At 71.5% G+C, this 18,874-nt stretch carries 17 protein-coding genes; 5 read left to right on the top strand and 12 right to left on the bottom strand.

Annotation, left to right across the window (positions count from 1 at the left end):
* Window positions 1-96 precede the first annotated feature (96 nt).
* The 8 genes from dmpG to CRP39_RS02830 all read right to left on the bottom strand — a co-directional run bounded on the left by dmpG (window position 97) and on the right by CRP39_RS02830 (window position 9,356).
* Window positions 97-1,122, bottom strand: coding sequence for a 4-hydroxy-2-oxovalerate aldolase (gene dmpG / locus CRP39_RS02865; protein WP_097204185.1), 1,026 nt, complete (start codon window positions 1,120-1,122; stop codon window positions 97-99).
* A complete protein-coding gene (locus CRP39_RS02860) occupies window positions 1,119-2,150 on the bottom strand; it encodes an acetaldehyde dehydrogenase (acetylating) (protein ID WP_097204183.1) in 1,032 nt (343 codons plus the stop codon). Before CRP39_RS02860 ends, dmpG begins: the two co-directional genes overlap by 4 nt.
* The gene (locus tag CRP39_RS02855; RefSeq protein WP_097204181.1) at window positions 2,147-2,980 is read right to left on the bottom strand and encodes a 2-keto-4-pentenoate hydratase; all 834 of its coding nucleotides are present in this window, start codon (window positions 2,978-2,980) and stop codon (window positions 2,147-2,149) included. Before CRP39_RS02855 ends, CRP39_RS02860 begins: the two co-directional genes overlap by 4 nt.
* A 780-nt stretch (window positions 2,981-3,760) precedes the next feature.
* Window positions 3,761-4,879 carry an NDMA-dependent alcohol dehydrogenase gene (locus tag CRP39_RS02850; protein ID WP_097204180.1) on the bottom strand — a complete coding sequence of 373 codons (1,119 nt, stop codon included), beginning with the start codon at window positions 4,877-4,879 and terminating at the stop codon, window positions 3,761-3,763.
* A 33-nt stretch (window positions 4,880-4,912) separates the two neighbouring features.
* Window positions 4,913-6,370: an aldehyde dehydrogenase gene (locus CRP39_RS02845; protein WP_097204178.1), complete on the bottom strand. Its 1,458-nt coding sequence runs from the start codon at window positions 6,368-6,370 to the stop codon at window positions 4,913-4,915.
* A gap of 33 nt (window positions 6,371-6,403) precedes the next feature.
* Complete coding sequence (locus CRP39_RS02840) at window positions 6,404-6,724, bottom strand: 2Fe-2S iron-sulfur cluster-binding protein (protein WP_097204176.1); 321 nt, start codon at window positions 6,722-6,724, stop codon at window positions 6,404-6,406.
* A gap of 68 nt (window positions 6,725-6,792) precedes the next feature.
* Complete coding sequence (locus CRP39_RS02835; protein WP_097204174.1) at window positions 6,793-8,028, bottom strand: NAD(P)/FAD-dependent oxidoreductase; 1,236 nt, start codon at window positions 8,026-8,028, stop codon at window positions 6,793-6,795.
* On the bottom strand, window positions 8,025-9,356 hold the full coding sequence (locus CRP39_RS02830) for a cytochrome P450 (RefSeq protein WP_097204172.1): 1,332 nt from the start codon (window positions 9,354-9,356) through the stop codon (window positions 8,025-8,027). The genes CRP39_RS02835 and CRP39_RS02830 overlap by 4 nt, the downstream gene beginning before the upstream one ends.
* A 538-nt stretch (window positions 9,357-9,894) precedes the next feature.
* Between CRP39_RS02830 and CRP39_RS27940 the strand changes: the two genes are divergently transcribed.
* The 5 genes from CRP39_RS27940 to CRP39_RS02805 all read left to right on the top strand — a co-directional run bounded on the left by CRP39_RS27940 (window position 9,895) and on the right by CRP39_RS02805 (window position 15,261).
* Window positions 9,895-10,884 (top strand): LuxR C-terminal-related transcriptional regulator, encoded by a 990-nt coding sequence (locus CRP39_RS27940; protein ID WP_143426541.1) that lies wholly within the window; start codon window positions 9,895-9,897, stop codon window positions 10,882-10,884.
* 578 nt (window positions 10,885-11,462) lie between these two features.
* Complete coding sequence (locus CRP39_RS02820; protein ID WP_097205100.1) at window positions 11,463-12,470, top strand: DUF7065 domain-containing protein; 1,008 nt, start codon at window positions 11,463-11,465, stop codon at window positions 12,468-12,470.
* A gap of 177 nt (window positions 12,471-12,647) precedes the next feature.
* Entirely contained in the window at window positions 12,648-13,658 is a 1,011-nt protein-coding gene (locus CRP39_RS02815; protein ID WP_097204168.1) for a phosphotransferase family protein, read from the top strand.
* Between the two features lie 29 nt (window positions 13,659-13,687).
* Entirely contained in the window at window positions 13,688-14,179 is a 492-nt protein-coding gene (locus CRP39_RS02810) for a hypothetical protein (protein ID WP_216359586.1), read from the top strand.
* A complete protein-coding gene (locus CRP39_RS02805) occupies window positions 14,176-15,261 on the top strand; it encodes a phosphotransferase (RefSeq protein ID WP_097204157.1) in 1,086 nt (361 codons plus the stop codon). Before CRP39_RS02810 ends, CRP39_RS02805 begins: the two co-directional genes overlap by 4 nt.
* A 95-nt stretch (window positions 15,262-15,356) precedes the next feature.
* Here the strand turns inward: CRP39_RS02805 and CRP39_RS02800 are convergent, their stop codons facing one another.
* From CRP39_RS02800 to CRP39_RS02790, 4 genes are read right to left on the bottom strand one after another with little or no spacing between them, the layout of a single operon-like run.
* Window positions 15,357-15,692, bottom strand: coding sequence for a hypothetical protein (locus CRP39_RS02800; RefSeq protein ID WP_097204155.1), 336 nt, complete (start codon window positions 15,690-15,692; stop codon window positions 15,357-15,359).
* Entirely contained in the window at window positions 15,692-15,847 is a 156-nt protein-coding gene (locus CRP39_RS26620; protein ID WP_172442263.1) for a hypothetical protein, read from the bottom strand. Before CRP39_RS26620 ends, CRP39_RS02800 begins: the two co-directional genes overlap by 1 nt.
* Window positions 15,848-15,889: 42 nt before the next feature.
* Entirely contained in the window at window positions 15,890-17,146 is a 1,257-nt protein-coding gene (locus CRP39_RS02795) for an FAD-dependent oxidoreductase (protein WP_216359585.1), read from the bottom strand.
* The gene (locus CRP39_RS02790) at window positions 17,143-18,843 is read right to left on the bottom strand and encodes an FAD-dependent oxidoreductase (RefSeq protein WP_097205096.1); all 1,701 of its coding nucleotides are present in this window, start codon (window positions 18,841-18,843) and stop codon (window positions 17,143-17,145) included. Before CRP39_RS02790 ends, CRP39_RS02795 begins: the two co-directional genes overlap by 4 nt.
* Window positions 18,844-18,874: the final 31 nt, after the last annotated feature.

Raw genomic sequence — 18,874 nt, 5'->3', positions numbered from 1 at the left:
GGGAGTCGACATCCACCTGAAGACTGTCGACACAACTGGGTGATCCGCCCGCCCGCACCCCGTGCGGCCGGGGGCGGGCGGGCGGGAACCGAGGGGTCAGGCGACCTCGGCGGCGCGGCCGGCGAGCACGTCGAGGGCGATGTCGACGATCATGTCCTCCTGGCCGCCGACCAGCCGGCGGCGGCCCACCTCCAGCAGGATGGTGCGGACGTCGATGCCGTAGGTCTTCGAGGCCGCCTCCGCGTGCCGGAGGAAGCTGGAGTAGACGCCGGCGTAGCCCAGGGTGAGCGTCTCGCGGTCGACCTGCACGGGGCGGTCCTGCAGCGGCCGGACGAGGTCGTCGGCGGCGTCCTGCAGGGCGAACAGGTCGCAGCCGTGCTGCCACTCCTGCAGGTTTGCCACGGCGATGAACGGCTCGATGGGGCAGTTGCCGGCCCCGGCGCCGTGCCCGGCCAGCGACGCGTCCACGCGGGTGACGCCCTCCTCGACGGCGACGACGGAGTTCGCCACGGCCAGGGAGAGGTTCTGGTGGGCGTGGATGCCCAGCTGGGTGCCGGGGTCGAGCAGGTCCCGGTAGGCGCGGACCCGCTCGCGGACGCCGTCCATCGTCAGCCGGCCGCCGGAGTCGGTGACGTAGACGCAGTGCGCGCCGTACGACTCCATGAGCTTCGCCTGCTTGGCCAGCTCCGCGGGCTCGGCCATGTGGCTGAGCATGAGGAAGCCCGACACGTCCATGCCCAGCTCGCGCGCGGTGGCGATGTGCTGTGCGGCGACGTCGGCCTCGGTGCAGTGGGTGGCGACCCGGATCGACCGCACCCCGAGGGAGTAGGCGTGCTTGAGCTCGGCGATGGTGCCGATGCCCGGCAGCAGCAGGGTGGTCAGCACCGCGCGGCTGCAGTTCTCCGCGGCGGCCTCGATCCACTCCCAGTCGGTGTTCGACCCGGGGCCGTAGTTGAGACTGCCGCCGGCCAGCCCGTCGCCGTGGGCCACCTCGATGGCGTCGACGCCGGCGGCGTCGAGCGCGGCGACGATCCGGCCGACGTCGTCGGGTGAGATGCGGTGCCGGACGGCGTGCATTCCGTCCCGCAGCGTGACGTCCTGGACGTAGAGCTCCGTGGTCATGCGGTCACCTCTGCGGGGGTGCGCTGTCCACGAGCCTGACTCCGCGCCCCGGTCCGCTCCTCGCTCGTTCCTCGCTGCGATGCTCCCGGGGCTGTCGTCAGGCGTTGCGCGAGACGCTCGCCGACCCGCAGGGCCGCCGAGGTCATGATGTCGAGGTTGCCGGCGTAGGCCGGCAGGTAGTGCGCGGCACCCTCGACCTCAAGGAACACCGTCACCTTCGTGGTCACCGGGGGCGCGCCGTCGGGCAGCAGGGTGTGCACCGGCTCACCGGCCGGGATCGGGGTGAACTGCACCTCCTGCTTGAGCCGGTAGCCGGGCACGTACTCGGCGACGGTCTTGGCCATCTCCGCAACCGAGGCGCGGATGGCGTCGTGGTCGGCGTCGCCGATGAGGCAGAGCACGGTGTCGCGCATGATCAGCGGCGGATCGGCCGGGTTGAGGACGATCACCGCCTTGCCCCGCCCGGCGCCGCCCACGGCCTCGATGGCGTGCGCGGTGGTCTCGGTGAACTCGTCGATGTTGGCCCGCGTGCCCGGGCCGGCCGACTTCGACGCGATCGAGGCGACGATCTCGGCGTAGGGCACCGGGGTGACCCGGGCGACCGCGGCCACCATGGGGATCGTGGCCTGCCCGCCGCAGGTCACCATGTTGACGTTCGTGGCGTCCGCGGCCAGGTGCTGCTCGAGGTTCACCGGCGGCACCACATAAGGGCCGATCGCCGCCGGGGTCAGGTCGACCAGCCTCTTGCCGTGCGGCGCCAGCTTGGCCGCGTTGGCGACGTGCGCCTTGGCCGAGGTGGCGTCGAAGACGATCCCGATCTCGTCGAAGCCGTCCATCGCGATCAGCCCGTCGACGCCCTCGGACGTCGTCGGCACCTTCATCCGCCGGGCGCGCGCCAGGCCGTCGGAGTCCGGGTCGATGCCGACCATCGCGCCCATCTCCAGCACGTCGGAGTGCCGGATCACCTTGATCATCAGGTCGGTGCCGATGTTGCCCGACCCGATGATCGCCACCTTGGTCCTGCTCACTGGTCCCCCTCGCGCGAGAACGTCGCCGTCACGGTGCCGAGCGTGCTGATCTCGGCGGTCACCACCGACCCGGGCGGGGTGGCCGCCATCGGGCCGAGCGCCCCGGAGAGCACCACCTGGCCCGTACGCAGCGGATCGCCGACCTCCACCGCGGTGCGCGCCAGCCAGGCCAGCGCGTTGAGCGGGTCCCCCAGGCAGGCGGCGCCGGTGCCCTCGGAGACGACCGCGCCGTCCAGCGTCATCCGCATGGTGACCGCGGCCGGCTCGAACTCCGCCAGGGTCAGCCGCCGCTCCCCCAGCACGAACAGCCCGCTGGAGGCGTTGTCGGCGACGGTGTCCCCGAAGGTGATGTCCCAGCCGGCGATCCGGCTGTCCACGATCTCCAGCGCCGCGACCGCGTAGGCCACCGCGCCGCGCACCCGCGCGGCGTCCAGCGGGCCCTCGGCCAGGTCCTCCCCCAGAACGAACGCGATCTCCGCCTCGGACTTGGCCTGCAGCAGTCGCGCCGACGGCACCTCGGCCAGGCCGCTGACGTCCATGTCGTCGAAGAGAACGCCGAAGTCGGGGCGGTCGACGCCCAGCTGGGCCTGCACCGCGGGTGAGGTGAGGCCGATCTTCCGCCCGACGACGCGGGCGCCGTCGGCCAGCCGGCGCCGGGTGAGCCGCTGCTGCACCGCGTAGGCCTGCTCGACGTCGTCGGTACCGATCAGGTCGCGGACCGGACGGCACGGGACGCCGCTGCGCGCCGCGACCTCCAGCCGCTCGGCGGCCTCGGCGACGGCCGCACGCCGGGTGCGGTCCACGTCCGGTGGGGTGGTTGCCTGTGTCATCACTGTCCTCGGGGAGCCGGTGGGACCCCGACCATGCGCGCTGGGGGGCGGCAGCGCCTACCACCTCGTTCCGGTCAACGGAACCTGCACCGGACGCCGCAGCGACCCGCCACGCCCGGTCCGACATCGACGGCCCCAGGCCGCTCACCGACGCGGGACCGCTCCGACCCGGCGTCCGGAGTCCGATCGCGGTCATCGACCGGCGGCACGCCCAGCCGCCCGCGGACGACGTGAGCGCCCGCCCACGACCAACAGCGCTGGGGCGCGTCCGACCCGGGCGCCGAGCAACGCCGCGGCGGCCGTACTGGCGGATCGAGGAGCCCGCGCGTCGACCATCGCATGGCCATCCGCCTCCGGCGCGAGTGCCCACAGCTCGGTACGGCGGCGTGCGCCGGCGGCGCGACAGCTCCCCGGACGGGAGTGCCTCCGGTCCGGGCCGGACGGCGGCATCCACGCGCCCCTTGGAGGCTCCGTGCGGTTCGACCGTCCACCCGGTCGCCTGGGCGAGTTCGTCGGGCGTGAGGGGTCGGGCCGCTGAAGCCCGTGCGGACTGGCCGTGTTCTGATCGGGCACTCATCTGCGTCGGCACGCGGAACGCAGCGATGTGCTGGTGTCGGTTCGGCGTCCTCGTCCGGGGTCACTCGGCAGGCGTGAGGACGTGGTCGACTCCCCGCCTGAGTCAGTGTCTGCTGGGCACTCGTCCCCCGGCTCGGGCGGACGTCGGTGCCGGCGGTGGTGAGTGGGTGCACCGGAGACGGCACGGTGCAACCACTCACCGGGTCAGAATCGGATCACGCCTCGGATGTTCGTGCCCGCGTGCATGTCCTCGTAGCCCTTGGTGATCTCGTCGAGGCTGTACTCGGTGGTGATCAGCTCGTCGAGCTCGAGGTGGCCGGCCCGGTACAGGTCCAGGAGCTTCGGGATGTCCGCCCGGGGGCTCGAGGAGCCGAACAGCGATCCCTTGATCTTCTTCTCGAACAGGATCAGCTCGAGGATCGAGACGGGGATACCGACCTCCGTGACGTCTCCCAGCGCGGTGACCACCACCGTGCCCTGCTTGCGGATCGCTCGGAACGCCTCGGCGATGTGCTCCCCGGTGATCACGCCGACGGTCACGATCGCGACGTCGGCACCTTGTCCGTTCGTGGAGGTCTGCGCCAGCTCGGTCGCCTCCTCCGCGGTCGCGACGACGTGCGTGGCGCCCAACGACTCAGCGTGCTCGCGCTTGAACGCGACCGGGTCGACGGCGATGACCCGCGCCGCGCCGGCATGCCGGGCACCCTGCACCGCCATGGCCCCGACGCCGCCGACGCCGAGGACCACGACGGTGTCGCCCGGCCGGACACCCCCCGTGTTGACCGCCGAGCCCCAGCCGGTACCCGCAGCGCATCCCAGCAGGCAGGCCTTCTCCAGCGGCGTGTCGGCAGGCACCTTGATCACGGAGTCGACCGAGACGGTCGTGTACTCGGCGAAGGTGGAGATGCCGAGCGCCTGCGCGACCGGCGTGCCGTCCGGGAGCTGGAGCCGGAAGCTCGTCGGGTCCTCCCAGCGTGACCCGACCATCACGTTCGCACCCAGGTCGCACAGGTTCTGGTGTCCGGTGGAGCACCAGCGGCACTTCTCGCACGCCGGCAGGAACGAGAAGACCACCTTGTCGCCGGGCTCGAACCCCTGGGTGTTCGGGCCGACCGACTCGATGATCCCCGCACCCTCGTGCCCGCCGCAGACCGGGTAGACAGCGACGGGGAGGTCACCTGTCGCCATGTGGTCGTCGGAGTGACACAGACCCGACGCGACCATCTTGACCCGGACCTCGTCCTGGCGCGGGTCGTCGACCTCGAGGTCGACGATCTCGAACTTCCCGGGCGCTTCCCGGAGAACGGCTCCGCGACTCCTCATGGGACCTCCTGGTTGTTGTTCGGGCTGCTCGCGTCAGGCCGTTGCGGGCTGGGCGAGGTAGACGGTCTTCACCTGCTGGTAGCCGGCGAGGCCCTCGGGCCCCATCTTCCGGCCCATACCGCTGGCCTTCACGCCGCCGAAGGGAGCGTTCGGCTGGTTGACGTAGGCGTTGATCCCGACCGTGCCGGTGCGGACCCTGCGGGCGACCCGCTCCCCCCGCTCTGGATCCGTGGTCCACACACTGCCGGCCAGGCCGTAGTCGCTGGCGTTGGCGATGCGGACCGCCTCGTCTTCGTCCGAGTAGGGGATCACCGACAACACCGGTCCGAAGACCTCCTCTCGGGCGATGGTGTGGTCGTTGTCCACATCGGCGAAGACCGTCGGCTGGACGTACCAGCCGCGGTCGAGGCCCGGCGGCCGGCGTCCACCGACGGTCAGCCGGGCCCCCTCGGCCGAGCCCTTCGCGATGTAGGACTCCACCCGGTCGCGCTGGCACGCCGAGACGAGCGGACCGACCTGGGTGCTCGCCTCCAGCGGGTCGCCGATGGTCAGCGACCCGGCGAGGCCGCTGACGACGTCGACGACCTCGGCATAGCGGCCGCGTGGCGCGAGGACCCGGGTGCTCAGCCAGCAGATCTGTCCGTTGTTCAGCAGCGTGGTGGCGAAGAAGCTCTCGATCGTGGAGGACAGGTCGGCATCGTCGAGGACGATCGCGGCGGACTTGCCGCCCAACTCCAACGTGACCGGGCGGAGCAGTCGCCCGCAGGTCTCGGCGATCGTCCGCCCCGCGGACGTCGACCCGGTGAAGGAGACCTTGTCGACGTCCCGGTGCGCCACCAGGTGGCCGCCGACCTCGCGGCCTGCAGGGAGCACGTTGAGCACACCCGGCGGGAGCTCCGCCTCGATGGCTGCCTCGGCCATCAACTGAGCGTCGAGCACCGTCTCCGGCGCGGGTTTGAGCACCACCGTGTTGCCGGCGGCGAGCGCTGGGGCGAGCTTGAGGAACGTGATGCCCTGCGGCACGTTCCACGGCACTATCGCCGCCACGACGCCGATCGGCTCGCGGATGACTCGGGAACCCGCCGGGCCCAGGACCCCAGGACGGGTCTCCTCCTGCGGGGTGTCCGCCACCATGCCGCCGTAGAAGCGCAGGAGGAGGGCCGGGAAGCCACCTTCGAAGTGCTGTGCCAGCCAGATCGGCATGCCGTTCTGCAGGCTGACGCGGCGGGCGGTCTCCTCGGCACGTTTCTCGAGCGCGGCCGCGAATCGCTCGAGGGCTTCCCGGCGCTGCGCCGGCTCCCATGTGGGCCAACCGTCCGGTGCGTCGAAGGCGCGGCGGGCGGCGGCCACGGCGTCGTCGACATCGTGCTCGGTGGCCCGGGGCACGCTCCCGATCAGTTCCTCGGTGGCGGCGGCGTGCACCGGGATGGTCGCGGAGGAGGGGTCGGTCCATCCCCCGTCGATGTAGAGCTGGGTGTAGTCCATCGTCATCGTCGGCCCGTTCCTCTCCATGCGGGGGATCGGTCAGCCGTTGGAGTCCGGCACGGTCACCCGTGCGCCGTCGCAGCCGGCGGTGACGACCAGCTGGCAGGACAGCCGTGAGCGGTCGCAGACGTCCTCGGCGTACTCGAGCAGGTCCCGCTCCTCGTCGGTGATCTCGCCGAACGACGCGGCGAACTGCTCGTCGACGTGCACGTGGCACGTCGCGCAGGAGCAACTCCCGCCACACTCGGCCACGATCCCGGGCAGGTTGTTGCGAACCGACCCGTCCATGACGCTCTGGCCGACGGGGACGTCGACGACGTGGCTGGTCCCGTCGGGCACGACGTAGGTGATCTCGGGCATCTGACGCTCCAGGTGTGGGACGACGGTGTCGTCGTCGAGGTGCGGCGGGAGGAGGGAGAAACGGCGGCTCAGGAGACGACGGCGTCTCGGGGCGAACGGTTCGGGTCCGCCAGCCGCGTCGGATCGACTCGGACGCAGGCACCGATCCACTTCTTCCCGGCCATGAACTCCGGCGACGCGTTGGCCGACTCGACCGCGACCGGTACACCGTCGGCCAGGTGGAACAGCGCGAACTTCCCGGTCACCGGGTCGCCGCGGAGCACGACATCATGGTCTGGACGGACGATCCCGGCGATCTTCAGCTTGAGATCGAACTGATCGGACCAGAACCAGGGCACCTCCGGCGTGGGGTCCTCGGCGCCGTGGATCGTGGCCACGGCCTGCCGCGCCTGCTCCGTCGCGCTGGGGATGCTCTCCAACCTGCGGCGTCCGTCGAGACCGGGGACGGGCCGGACCGTGACGTCGCCGATGGCGAGGACGCCGTCGACGCTGGTGCGCGCGCCCTCGTCGACGAGCACGCCACCGTCGCAGTCGACTCCTGCCTCCGCCGCGAGGCCGTCGTTCGGGATCGCGCCGACCCCCACGAGCACCGCGTCGCAGTCCAAGGCCGAGCCGTCGGCCAGGGTCACCTGCCGGACGCGACCCGAGCTGCCCTCGAGCCCCACGACCTGGGCGCCGGTGCGGATGGTGGTCCCCGCGGCGGCGTGCCGCTCCGCCATGATCGCGGAGAGCTCCCGACTGGCGACCCGGGCGAGCAGCCGCTCCTCCCGCTCCAGCACGGTGGCTCCGACCCCACGTGACCGGGCCACGGCCGCGACCTCGAGTCCGATGTAGCCACCGCCCACGATGACCAACCGTCGCCCCTCGTCCAGCCACGTGCGCAGCTCGCGGGCATCGCCGAGGGTGCGCAGGGCGCCCACTCCGTCGAGATCGGCGCCGGGAACCGGCAGGGGCCGCGGCCGGGCGCCGGTCGCGAGGACCAGTGCGTCATAGGCCATCTCCTCGCCGGAGTCGACCCGTACCCGGCGGGCGATCGGATCGACTGACGTCGCCCGCTCGCCGAGCCGCATCGTGACGTCCTGCTCGCGGTAGAAGTCGGCGGGGCGGATCCACTGCTCGAGGTCACCGTCGGCGAACTTCTTCGACAGCGGTGGGCGGTGGTACGGATGGTCGCGTTCGTCGCCGATCACGACGATCTCGCCGCGGTGACCCGCCTGCCTCAGCAGGCCCGCGAGGGTGGCGGACGCGTGCCCGGCGCCGATCACCACCACCCGGGCGTCCGCGTTCGCCGGAGCGGTGCTCATGTCAGGTCCAACCGCACCGGCAGGTTCTTCAGACCGCCGACGAAGTTGGTCTGCACGACCCTCCGGTCGCCGGCGACCTCGATCGAGCGGATGCGCGGCAGCAGCTCCTCGAACATGATCCGCAGCTCCTGCTTGGCCAGGTGCTGGCCCAGACACATGTGCGGCCCGTAGCCGAAGGAGATCTGCCTGTTGGGCTTGCGGGTGCTGTCGAATGCGTCCGGGGCGTCGAAGACGTCGGCGTCCCTGTTGCCCGACTGGTAGAGCAACATGAAGCGGTCGCCCTTGCGGATCTGGCGCCCCCCGAGCTCGTGGTCCGCCGTCGCCTGGCGCATGAAGTGCTTGACCGGTGACGCCCAGCGCAGGCCCTCGTTCACCAGGTCCGGGATGCGCGAGGGGTCCTGCCGGATCGCCGCCAGCTGGTCGGGGTGCTGGGCCAGTGCCTCCAGCGTGCCGGCCAGCGTCGACGCGGTGGTGTCGTGGCCGGCGGTGGCGATGGTGATGAACCAGCCGTAGGCCGTCGCCTTCTCGAAGTACTCGCCGTCGGGGCGGCGAGCCGTCGCGATGAGCGTCGCCAGGTCGTCGCGCGGCTGGGTGCGGCGGGCCTCCACCAGCGCGTCGAAGTAGGCGTTGAAGTCGGCGATCGCCGCGGCCCACTGCTGGGCGGCCGCCTCCGGGGACAGCGCCGCCACGTCGGCGCGGGCCGTGTCCGGGTCGGCAGTGCCGAAGAACTCCTGGGTCAGCGCCATCATCCGCGGCTCGTCCTGCTCGGGAACACCGAACAGGCTCATGATCACGTGCAGGGGGAAGTGGGTGGCGAAGTCCTTGACCAGGTCGATCTCGTTCACCCCGGGCTCGAGGTGCTTGTCGATGGCCTCACGTGCGAGCGTGCGGATCGCACCGTCCCACTTCTTCAGGTTCGCCGGCCGGAACCAGTCGCTGGCCACGTCCTTGATGACGGTGTGCTCGGGCGGGTCGATGTAGGGCAGCGCCTCCAGGACCCGGAGGCTCCCGCCGGTGAGGGACTTGGTGAAGGCGTCGCCGGCCTGGTTCGTCAGGATCGGGTTGTGACTTCCCGGCTGGTCGCCGCCACCGTTGGAGAACAGGGCGGGCTGGCGTTCGATCTCCATGATGTGCGCGTGCTTGGACACGAGCCAGAGCGGGTCGTAGCCCTCGACCTCGACCTTCGCCAGCGGGTTGTGCTCGCGGAGCCACGCGTACGCCTCGAACAACGCGACCTCGTCGCGATGCCCCTCGGGCAGGACGATCTGCCGCGCGATGTCGTCGGGCACGGTCTCGGAGGGGAGGGCGGACGCCTCGATGGTGGTCACGAGTTCCTCCGTGGAGGTCGGGGCCGCCGGAGCGGGCCGTGAGCGTCTTCGCTGATCGACCGCAAGCCTCTGGGACCGTCCGGGGGGACCACATCGTTCGCTGGGAGGAGTTCCGTCCCTCACTCGACTACCCCCGTGCGGCAGGCAGTGCCCGCGGTCGGTGCTCAGACCGCTCACCCCGAGGCGCCCTCACCACGGTGTTCCATCACTTGAAACGGGGCGGCGGGGGCGAGGGGATGCGGCCGTAGAGTCGGTCCACCAGCGCCGAGCAGCGGAAGCGAGGCCGGACTGTTCGCCCCGCGAGCACCGCGCGGCCAGGATGCACCGTGCTCGACGAGGAGACACGATGAAGGCGAACGCTTCCCCGGATTCGGAGACCCGCCGTGCCACGTCCGTCTTCCGGCAGGTCGGTGGCTCGGACGACGAGGTCCGTCGGGCTCGTGACGTTCTGGAGCTGGCAGAGGTCTTGACGGGCACGTGCTCCGCGCCCGGGCCGTCGACGACGGTGACGCCGAGGGCCATGGAAGCGGCGCTCGACGTGGCACAGAGCAGCGTGGTCGATGCCCTCTCGAACCCCTCGCTCACCCAGGCGGAGCGCGGATACCTGTCCGCCGTTCTCGTCCAGCTCGGCCAGAGCCGGACGGCTCTGCGCGAGGCAGACACGGCCCGCCGGATGACGGCTCTTCCCTCGGTCCGGGCCGCGATGGACCGCCTCCGCTCGGCGACCAGCATCGCAGCCCTGCTCGAACGGGCCCCGGGCGAGGTCGCCAAGGTCGGGTACGACCGGTGCCTGGTGTCCCGGGTCCACGACGGACGTTGGGTGGCGGAGTCCGCGTTCGTCAAGGACGACGCCGAGTTCGCCGAGGCGATCACTGCCGCGGGACGGCAGTCGCCGCGGCGGATCGACCAGACGCTGCTCGAGTCGGAACTGGTCAGGCGGCGCAAACCGCTCCTGGTGACGGACCCGCAGCGGAATCCGCGCGTCCACCGGGAGCTCATCACGGTCACCGGCACCCAGGCCTACGTGGCGGCGCCCGTCGTCGTCGGCCGGACCGTCCTCGCCTTCGTCCACGCCGACGAGAGCCGGTACAGCGGCCTGGCCGACGAGTTCGACCGCGAGGTCATCGGGATGCTGACCGAGTGCCTCGGTCTCGCCGCCGAGCGAGCGGCGTACCACGAGCGCCTACAGCTGATCCGACGCACGATGGCCGACTCCGCTGCGCTGGTCGTCGACTTCGTCGACGAGATGGTGGAGACGTCTCTCGAAGCGGCTCCGACACCCCTCGGGCGCGTCGAGGACGACTGCACCGCGCCGGCTGCGTTCCGCGCCCGGTCCTCCCCGCCGTCGTGTCTGACGATCCGGGAGCGCGAGGTGCTCGAGTTGATGGCTGCTGGTGACACCAACGTCCGGATCGCATCGAGCCTCTTCATCACCGAGGCGACGGTGAAGGCGCACGTCAAGCACATCTTCCGCAAGCTCGGCGTGGCCAACCGGGCGGAGGCGGTCAGTCGCTATCTCCGTTCCTGAGCACCCGACCCGCTGAGGGACGTCCGGCGCCCCCATCGGCCGAGGAGTTGCTCCCCGGGGGAGCTCCGCGGAGCAGGTCAGGACGGCAGCCAGGGCGACGAGGGCGCAGCACGCCCGGGCGGAGCGCCAGTAGCGGCCGATGGTGGCCCGCCGGCCGGGCGGATGAGCGCTCCACGACCGAACCGGCACCGTCGCCGGCGCGGAGGCGAGCGACGCCGACCCCCCGCGTGGTCGAGCCCAGCGGGACGCCCCCTCTGACTGCCCCCGGCGTTCCTCCTCGCAGCGACGGAGCAACGGTCTCCGTCCGCGACGGCTCACTGCGGAGGACCACCTGGGGAGGAAGGAAGGTACTCCCCACGAAGGATGTGAGACGTCCGCCACATCGGTGATGCTGTTCCCGTCCCGGCCTCGACCGACTCGACCAGGAGAGATCGCGCACACGAGCCCAGGGACGTCGGCGCTGCGGTCCCGCACCAGCGTGTGTGCCGCGATCGCCGAGCACCGGACCCGCCACCAGCCGGCCGGAGCACCGCCGCGGGCCGCGGCGGCTCCGGTCATCGCGCACGAGGGAGATGCTGATGATCGCCGCAGAAGACGTGCAGTTCCACACACCCCCTGAGCCGCCGTACGACTGGGCGGAGACCCGCTTCTTCTCGGTCTTCCTGCCGGAGGCCAACGTCACGGCGTGGGCGTACATGATCGCGCGGCCCGGAGTGGGCGCCATCGCGTGTGACGTCGAGGCCATCGACCATGTCGGGACCAGCCCCCTGGAGGCCGTCTACATCGACTTCCAGCAGCACCTCCCCCTGCCCGACAAGTGGCAGAGCTTCACGCTGCCCAACGGACTCTCGCTGGAGACCTCGGGAGAACCACGCGACTACCGCCTCCACTACATCGGCAATGACGACACCGAGTTCTCCTGGGACGTCGAGGGCCTGATGGAGCCGTACGACATCTCTGATCCCCGGATGGACCCGCTGGCCACCGGCGACCCCGAGGACAGCGGCTTCGGTCAGGCGTATGCGAACCACTTCGACATGGCCGCGCGGATCACCGGCACGACCAGGATCCGGGGCCGGTCGTTCGACACGGACTGCGTGACCGTCATGGACCACAGCTGGGGCCCTCGCAACGAGCGGCTCATGCGGCCGATGGGCTGGATCAACGCCTCCTTCGGCGACGACTACGTCGTGCACACCATCTGGGCACGTGACACCGCCGAGTCGGGTTGGGGCGGGTTCACCTTCGCCCACGGCTTCGCCCTGGTGGACGGCGAGGTCCGCGGTCTCAAGTCCGGCCGTCTGCGTGCGACCCGGGCGCGCAACCAGATGCCGGTCCAGTACGAGATGAGTGTGGTCGACGTGGACGACCGCGAGCACGTGCTGGTCGGGAGCCCGCTCGCGCAGCACCACTGGGCGTGCTACAGCAACAGCTACGTGCCGTTCAGCTCCGTCCGTTGGCAGACGTTCGACGGCAGGCGTGTGCGGACCGGTCAGGGCGTGGCCCAGGAGAACTGTCCCCTCGATCGCCTGACCGGCTGGTCTGCGGCCGCGAGTGTCCCCGTCTCCCCCCTGGCCGGCTCGTGACCGCGCCCGCGATCTCCGAACGGCCGCTCGCCACCCCTGCTGAGCTGGACACCGCCGATCTCGAACCGCGTGTCGCTGCCCTGCTCGACGCGAAGCGGGGCCGGCTGGCCCAGGACCGGTACGACGCGAAATCCGCCGCGGAGGTCGCCGGCCTGCTCGACGGGCTGCTGCGTGCGAATGGAGTGTGCGACTTCACGCTCCACGACGTACGCCGGATGTCGGGCGGAGCGTCGAAGGAACAGTTCTCCTTCCAGACGCGGGGACGAGCTCGAGCGCCTGGTGCTGCGCCTCGACCCTCCAGAGGGCATCGTCGAGACCTGCCGACACCGGGAGGCCGAGGTGTTCGGCGCCATGGCGGGGCGGGTGCCGACCCCTGCCGTCCGCTTCCTCGACGGCGACGGCTCCCACCTCGGCGCGCCCGGGATCGTCACCTCGTTCATCCCCGGGGTGACCACACCGCCAGTCGACGCCACCCTCGTCAGCGGCGTCGGGACCACCTTCACCCAGGAGTGGCGGCAGCGCCTCGTCCCCCAGTTCCTGGAGTTCCTCACCAGGATCCACGGCACTGACTGGCGCAGCTCCGATCTCCCGCACTTCACGGCTCCGACGGCCCACCCTCGGCAGGCGGCGCTCTGGCAGGTCAACTGGTGGTCGCGGGTCTGGCGCGACGACCAGGTCGATCCGTATCCGCTCATCACGCTGGCCGAGCGGTGGATGCGCGAGCGACTGCCGGCGATCCACGCCGAGTCCGACGACCTCGTCCTCCTGCACGGCGACTACCGCACCGGGAACTTCATGTTCGACCCGGACTCGGGCCGGTTCACCGCGGTCCTCGACTGGGAGCTCGCCCACATCGGCGACTTCCACGAGGACCTCGGATGGATCCTCCAACGCCTGTTCGCCGGCCCCGCTGAGGACGGGGAGGTCCTCGCCTGCAATCTCATGACGCGGGATGAGCTCCTCGACCGGTACCAGGCCGCGACCGGACGGACCGTCAACCCGCGGACCCTGGCCTTCTACGAGGTCCTCGCCGCCTACAAGTGCGCTGTGATGAACCTCGGAACGGGGTACTCCGCGGCGATCCGCGGTCACAACCACCAAGACGTGCTGCTCTCGTTCCTGGCCCCGGTCGGCCACGTGTTCCTCGGCGAGATCGCCTCCATCATCGAACGGGAGGGTGAGCTGTGACCCCCGACGTCGACGTCCGGCTCGGCACGGTGGTCACCGCGCTGCGTCAGGTGGTCCTACCGGCACTGCCCAAGGACGAGCCGCTCGCGCGTGAGCAGGCGAGCCTGTGCATCGGCCAACTGGTCCTGCTGGCCGAGCAGGTCCGGTACACCACCGAGTACGAGCTCCTGTGCCTCGCGGAGATGAGGCACCTGGGATCGCTCCTCGCCGACGCCGCTGACGGAGGCCCGGCGATCTGTCGAGCCGCGGCGAGCGTGCGTGCAGCCATCACGGCTGCCGACGATCCTGTCAGGACACCGCGGGAACGTCGAAACGCGGTGGCACGTGAGATCGACGCGCTGCTGCACACGGGCACCGAGGACGGCACCGCCGAGTTCCGGCACCGCTCCCACGCCCTCGTCCTGGCGCACGGCGTCCGGCAGTCGACCCGTGACCGAGGCTGGTTCCGTGCCTGCGGCTGGGATCCCGACGCAGATTCTCTCCCCTCCGTTCCCGAGATGATCGCCGAGGCCACCTCATGACCACCATCGAATCCGTCCTGGGCCCAGCGACGATCGACAGCGCCTGGATGACCCAGGTGCTGACGCAGGCCGATCTGCTCCGATGCGGTGAGGTCGCCGCCGTGCACCGCGAAGCCTGCGGCACGGGGCAGCTCGGTGACTCCTACCGCTTCACCCTCGAGTACGACGTGCCGGGCGCCGGGCCGGCAACCGTCGTCGGGAAATTCGCCTCGGAGGACCCGGCGAGCCGGGAGTTCGGGCGGCGTTCGGGTTACTACCGCTCGGAGATCAACTTCTACAACGAGATCGCCCCCGGGTCGTCGATGTCGCTACCCCACCCGATCCACGCCCGACTCGCGGAGAACGAGACCGACTTCATCCTGCTCATGGAGGACCTCTCCCCCGCGCGAACGGTCGACCAGCTCGTCGGCTGTACAGCCGACGACATGGCCTTGGTCATGGAGCAGACAGCGATTCTCCATGCGGAGTCCTGGCACGACGCCGAGCTCGCCCGGCGCCCCTGGCTCGGGGGACCCGTGGCGATCTTCAACGAGGTGACCGATGCATATGCGGACGTGCTCCGGGGGTTCCCGGAGCTGTGCGGTGACCTCGTGCCGGAGGCCGATCTCGCCGAGGCTGCGGGGCTCATCCCGCACACGGCAGCCTGGAAGCGGGTGCTCAACGACCCGCAGTGCCTCTGGCACAGCGACATCCGGGCCGACAACGTGCTCTTCGACGCCCGAGGCGGGGAGCGCCCCGTCGTTCTGCTCGACTGGCAGGGCCTGGGCTTCGGCCGCGGGACGATCGACGTCGCACTGTGTCTGGGCACCAGCATGGCAGTCGAGGAGCGCCGGCGTCACGAGCGTGACCTCGTCGGTGTCTACCACCGGGCGCTCTGTGCGCACGGAGTGACGGGCTACGACGCCCGCACGGCCTGGGACGACTACCGGATGCACGCGGCGCACGGGCTCCAGGTCGGCGTCTTCGGGCTCGGAGCCGTCAAGCGGACTCCGCGCGGCGACCAGATGTGGAAGAACTGGATCGAGCGCACCGCCGCGCAGGTGCGCGACCTGGACTCGTACCGGGTGCTCGCGGATCGGTGAGGCGGACTCGCCGCGGCCCCACCCGGCCGTACTGACCCGGCGATCACCAGCAGCGCGCCCGCCGGGGCGCCGGCCGCCCCGGCGGGCGCGCTGCATCACCCGAGGACCAGACCCGCCACCCCGACCAGCACGAGCAGCGCACCCACGCAGGCCGACACCCCGAGCCCCTCGGTGCGACGGAGGAACAGCACGCTGCCCGGCAGGACCACGATGGGGAGTGCGGCCGTGACCATCACGGCGACCGCGATGGGGATGAAGAGACTCGCCGCGATCAGACAGGTCTGCGCGGAGATGGTGAGCACCCCGGAGGCCAGCCACAGCCTCCGGCCCACCGGGTCGGCGCCGCGCACCGCGGCACCGATCGTGCGGAGGTCGGTGGTCACGACCGCGTAGACCAGGAGCGCGGCCGCAGCGCCCAGCAGGCCACCCATCACCGGAACGGGCCAGTCTCGGACCCCCGCGCCCCGGGCGACGTTGCCCAGCCCGTAGGCCGCCGCACCCGGCGCGTCGCTGCTCCGACGAGCACGACGTCGGCGCTGAACAGCAGCAGCGCCGCGACCGCCAGCAGCTCACCCACCACGGCCACGGGTCCTCGACGACGGGAGCCCGCCGCGGGACCCGCGACCGGTCAGCGGCGGGTGGCCGGCACGAGGCCCTCGGCGAGCGCCGCGGCGTCGTGCGGGGCGGCTCCGCAGGTCTCCCAGACGTCCCGGTGCCCGAGCAGCGACGGGGTGGCGAGGGCGACGCCGCTGAGGAAGTACCGGCGCTGCGCCTCCGGGTCGGCGGCGATCTGCCGCAGCCGGTCCAGCCGCTCCTCGGTCGGCTCGAAGACCAACCGCTTGCTCTCGCTGGAGACCGGCGTGGTGTGCTCCCAGAAGACGCGCCGGCGGTGCTCGGCGTAGCCGTCGAGCAGCTCGTCGCCGGCGCCGTCCTGGACGATGGCGCCGAGCGCCTCGGTGAGCGCGTAGGAGTCGAAGAGGCCACCGACGAGCCCGAAGCCCCGGGTCGGGTTGGTGACGTGGGCCGCGTCCCCGGCGAGGAGGACCCGCCCGACGCGGTAGCGCTCGGCGGAGCGCTGGTGCATCCGGTAGGCCCGCCAGAGCTCGATCTCGTGCCCGAAGTCGCCCTCCGGCAGGACCGCGTCGAAGTAGGCCGCCATGCGGTCCGCGACGCCGTCCTCCGGGAGGTCGAGGGACTCGGCGTAGGTGTGCCGCCAGAGACCGGTCGTGTCGATCTGGTGGACGACCGCACCCAGGTCGGCGTCGATCAGGTACCCGGAGACGAAGTGGTCCGCGTAGGCGCCCCAGCAGTTGGTCGCCACGAAGCGCTCGCCCCAGGTCATCCCCTCGAAGCCGAGGCCGAGGGTCCGGCGGACGACGCTGCGGGCACCGTCGGCGCCGACCACCCAACCGGCCCGGAACTCCCGGGGCGCGCCGCCGGCCTCCGCGTGGACGACCACGCCGGCCGCGTCCTGGTCGAGGCCGGTGACCGTGGTGTCCCAGTGGACGGTGACGGAGGCGAACCGCTCCAGGTGGCGGAGCACCACGGCGGCCAGGGCGTCCTGGCCCAGGACGAGCGTGTACGGGTGGCGGACGTCGTCGGTCAGCACCTTGAGGTCCATGACCATCCGCTCACCGGTCCGCAACACCTGGGAGCTCCAGTCCTGCTTGAGGAAGCCGGCCGCGACGGCGTCGTCGAGCACGCCGAGACGCTCCAGCCCCGCCAGGGACGCCCAGTGGTAGGCCATTCCCCGGGGCTCCTCGATGACCCCCGGCATCGCGTCGAGGACGGTCACCGAGACCCCGGCCTGCGCCAGCCCCAGGGCGGTGACCAGGCCCACGGGTCCGGCTCCCACGATGAGCACGTCGCTGTCTGATCCGGTCACGTCCCGGTCCTCTCCACACGGTCGATCGATCGGTCTGACGGGTCGCACGGCGGGACCGGCTCAGGGCCGTGGCCGGTGACGAGGTCCGCGAGCTCGGCGGCCTCGGCCGGCGCGGCGTCCCCGCGCCAGGCGATGTGCAGATCCGGGCGCAGCAGGAACAGGTCGGCGCCGTAGAGGGCACGCAGGTGCGGATCGTCGAGGTGGTGCACCGTGATCGGTGCACCGGTCTCGCGGACCGCCTGTTCGAGCTTCGCGGTGTCGGCGTCCCCGCCCAGGCGGAGGAGGCTGTAGCCGGGCCCGAGGCGGTCGTGCAGCGCGGTCCCGTCGGCGCACCACGCGTGGGGCAGCCGGAAGCCGGGCTCGGATCGTGGGCGGTAGGTGTAGGCGTACCCGTCGTCCGCCGGGCCGGCCGGGTCGTAGCTGATCAGCGGCGAGTCGACGTACCGGTAGCCCAGCTCTATGCCGGTCATCTCGTGCCCCTTGCGCTGGTGCACGTCCGCCAGCTCGGCCACCTCGGCCCGGATGCGGGCCCCCTGCGGCGTGTCGTCGCCGACCTCGGCGGTCGAGGCCCCGCGCCACTCCGCGGTGCCCCGGGCCGCGTACTCCGAGGCCCGGACGTTGCGCAGCGCGACCTGACGGCGGTCGATCCCGTAGGAGTCCAGCAGTCCGGGGCCACCCCAGCCGTGCAGCACTCCGGCCAGCTTCCACGCGAGATCGGTGGCATCGCCGATGCCCGTGTTCATCCCCAGGCCGCCCTGGGGGATGACCAGGTGCGCCGCGTCCCCGGCCAGGAGCACGCGGCCCTCCCGGTAGAGGCCGGCGACCAGCAGGTGCAGCGCCCAGGAGTTGACGGCCAGGACCTCCACCTCGACCGGCCTGCCGACCTTCTCCAGGATCACCGGCACGAAGTCGGTGTCCTCGGGGAGTGCGGTGTGGAAGGTGAAGTGCCGCTGGTCGCTCTGCACCACCATCGCCGTCCCGATGATCCGGGCGTCGTCATCGGCAAAGTAGAAGTGCCGTGCGCGTCCGGCGACCGGCACCTTCTCGACCAGGTCCCGGGACCGGAAGAAGACCTGGCGCAGCGAAGCGATGTTGCCCTCCCCCGACAGCTTGATGCCCAGAGCCCTGCGCACGGTGCTGGTGCCACCGTCGCAACCGATCAGGTACTGCGCGCGCGTCGTCTCGCTGGTGCCGTCGCTGCCGGCGAGCCGGGCGACGACGCCGTGCTCGTCCTGCTCGAAGGACTCCAGCCCGCAGCCGTAGCGGAGGTCCACGGTCGGCTGTTCCGCAGCCACTTCCCGGAGGAGGGGCTCGAGCGCGTACTGCGACACGAGCTGCTGGGACTCCAGCGGCAACGTCCCGTCGTTCGTCGTGCGACCGAGTTCGGCCGCCTCGACGGGCGAGGGGTACGGCAGGCGGAGGATCGGCTCGTCCACCAGCCGGGTCGTGACGTGGACGTCCATCGGCACGTCGGCGGGTAGACCGACCGCACGCACCCGCTCGGCGATCCCCAGCCGACGGAACACCTCCATCGTCCGTGCGTTGCTCCGCTCCATCTTCGGTAGGTGCGCCGGGGCCTCCTTGCGCTCGACGACGAGCACTCGGATGCCACGCCGCCCGAGGTCGATCGCGAGAGTCAGCCCGACCGGGCCGGCACCGACGACGATCACCTGTGGACCTGGGGTTGGACGGCTCATGTGGTCACCCTCACGCATCGGCCGGGGTGTC

Source organism: Geodermatophilus sabuli (assembly GCF_900215145.1).
Taxonomy (GTDB): domain Bacteria; phylum Actinomycetota; class Actinomycetes; order Mycobacteriales; family Geodermatophilaceae; genus Geodermatophilus; species Geodermatophilus sabuli.
This window is presented reverse-complemented; position numbering and strand designations above follow the sequence as displayed.

What these genes read in the sequence shown, in the direction of transcription:
- dmpG (WP_097204185.1), bottom strand. Translation starts at nt 1,122, where the DNA reads ATGACCACGGAGCTCTACGTCCAGGACGTCACGCTGCGGGACGGAATG.
- CRP39_RS02855 (WP_097204181.1), bottom strand. Translation starts at nt 2,980, where the DNA reads ATGACACAGGCAACCACCCCACCGGACGTGGACCGCACCCGGCGTGCG.
- CRP39_RS02850 (WP_097204180.1), bottom strand. Translation starts at nt 4,879, where the DNA reads ATGAGGAGTCGCGGAGCCGTTCTCCGGGAAGCGCCCGGGAAGTTCGAG.
- CRP39_RS02845 (WP_097204178.1), bottom strand. Translation starts at nt 6,370, where the DNA reads ATGACGATGGACTACACCCAGCTCTACATCGACGGGGGATGGACCGAC.
- CRP39_RS02840 (WP_097204176.1), bottom strand. Translation starts at nt 6,724, where the DNA reads ATGCCCGAGATCACCTACGTCGTGCCCGACGGGACCAGCCACGTCGTC.
- CRP39_RS02835 (WP_097204174.1), bottom strand. Translation starts at nt 8,028, where the DNA reads ATGAGCACCGCTCCGGCGAACGCGGACGCCCGGGTGGTGGTGATCGGC.
- CRP39_RS02820 (WP_097205100.1), top strand. Translation starts at nt 11,463, where the DNA reads ATGATCGCCGCAGAAGACGTGCAGTTCCACACACCCCCTGAGCCGCCG.
- CRP39_RS02815 (WP_097204168.1), top strand. Translation starts at nt 12,648, where the DNA reads ATGGAGTGTGCGACTTCACGCTCCACGACGTACGCCGGATGTCGGGCG.
- CRP39_RS02805 (WP_097204157.1), top strand. Translation starts at nt 14,176, where the DNA reads ATGACCACCATCGAATCCGTCCTGGGCCCAGCGACGATCGACAGCGCC.
- CRP39_RS02800 (WP_097204155.1), bottom strand. Translation starts at nt 15,692, where the DNA reads ATGGGTGGCCTGCTGGGCGCTGCGGCCGCGCTCCTGGTCTACGCGGTC.
- CRP39_RS02790 (WP_097205096.1), bottom strand. Translation starts at nt 18,843, where the DNA reads ATGAGCCGTCCAACCCCAGGTCCACAGGTGATCGTCGTCGGTGCCGGC.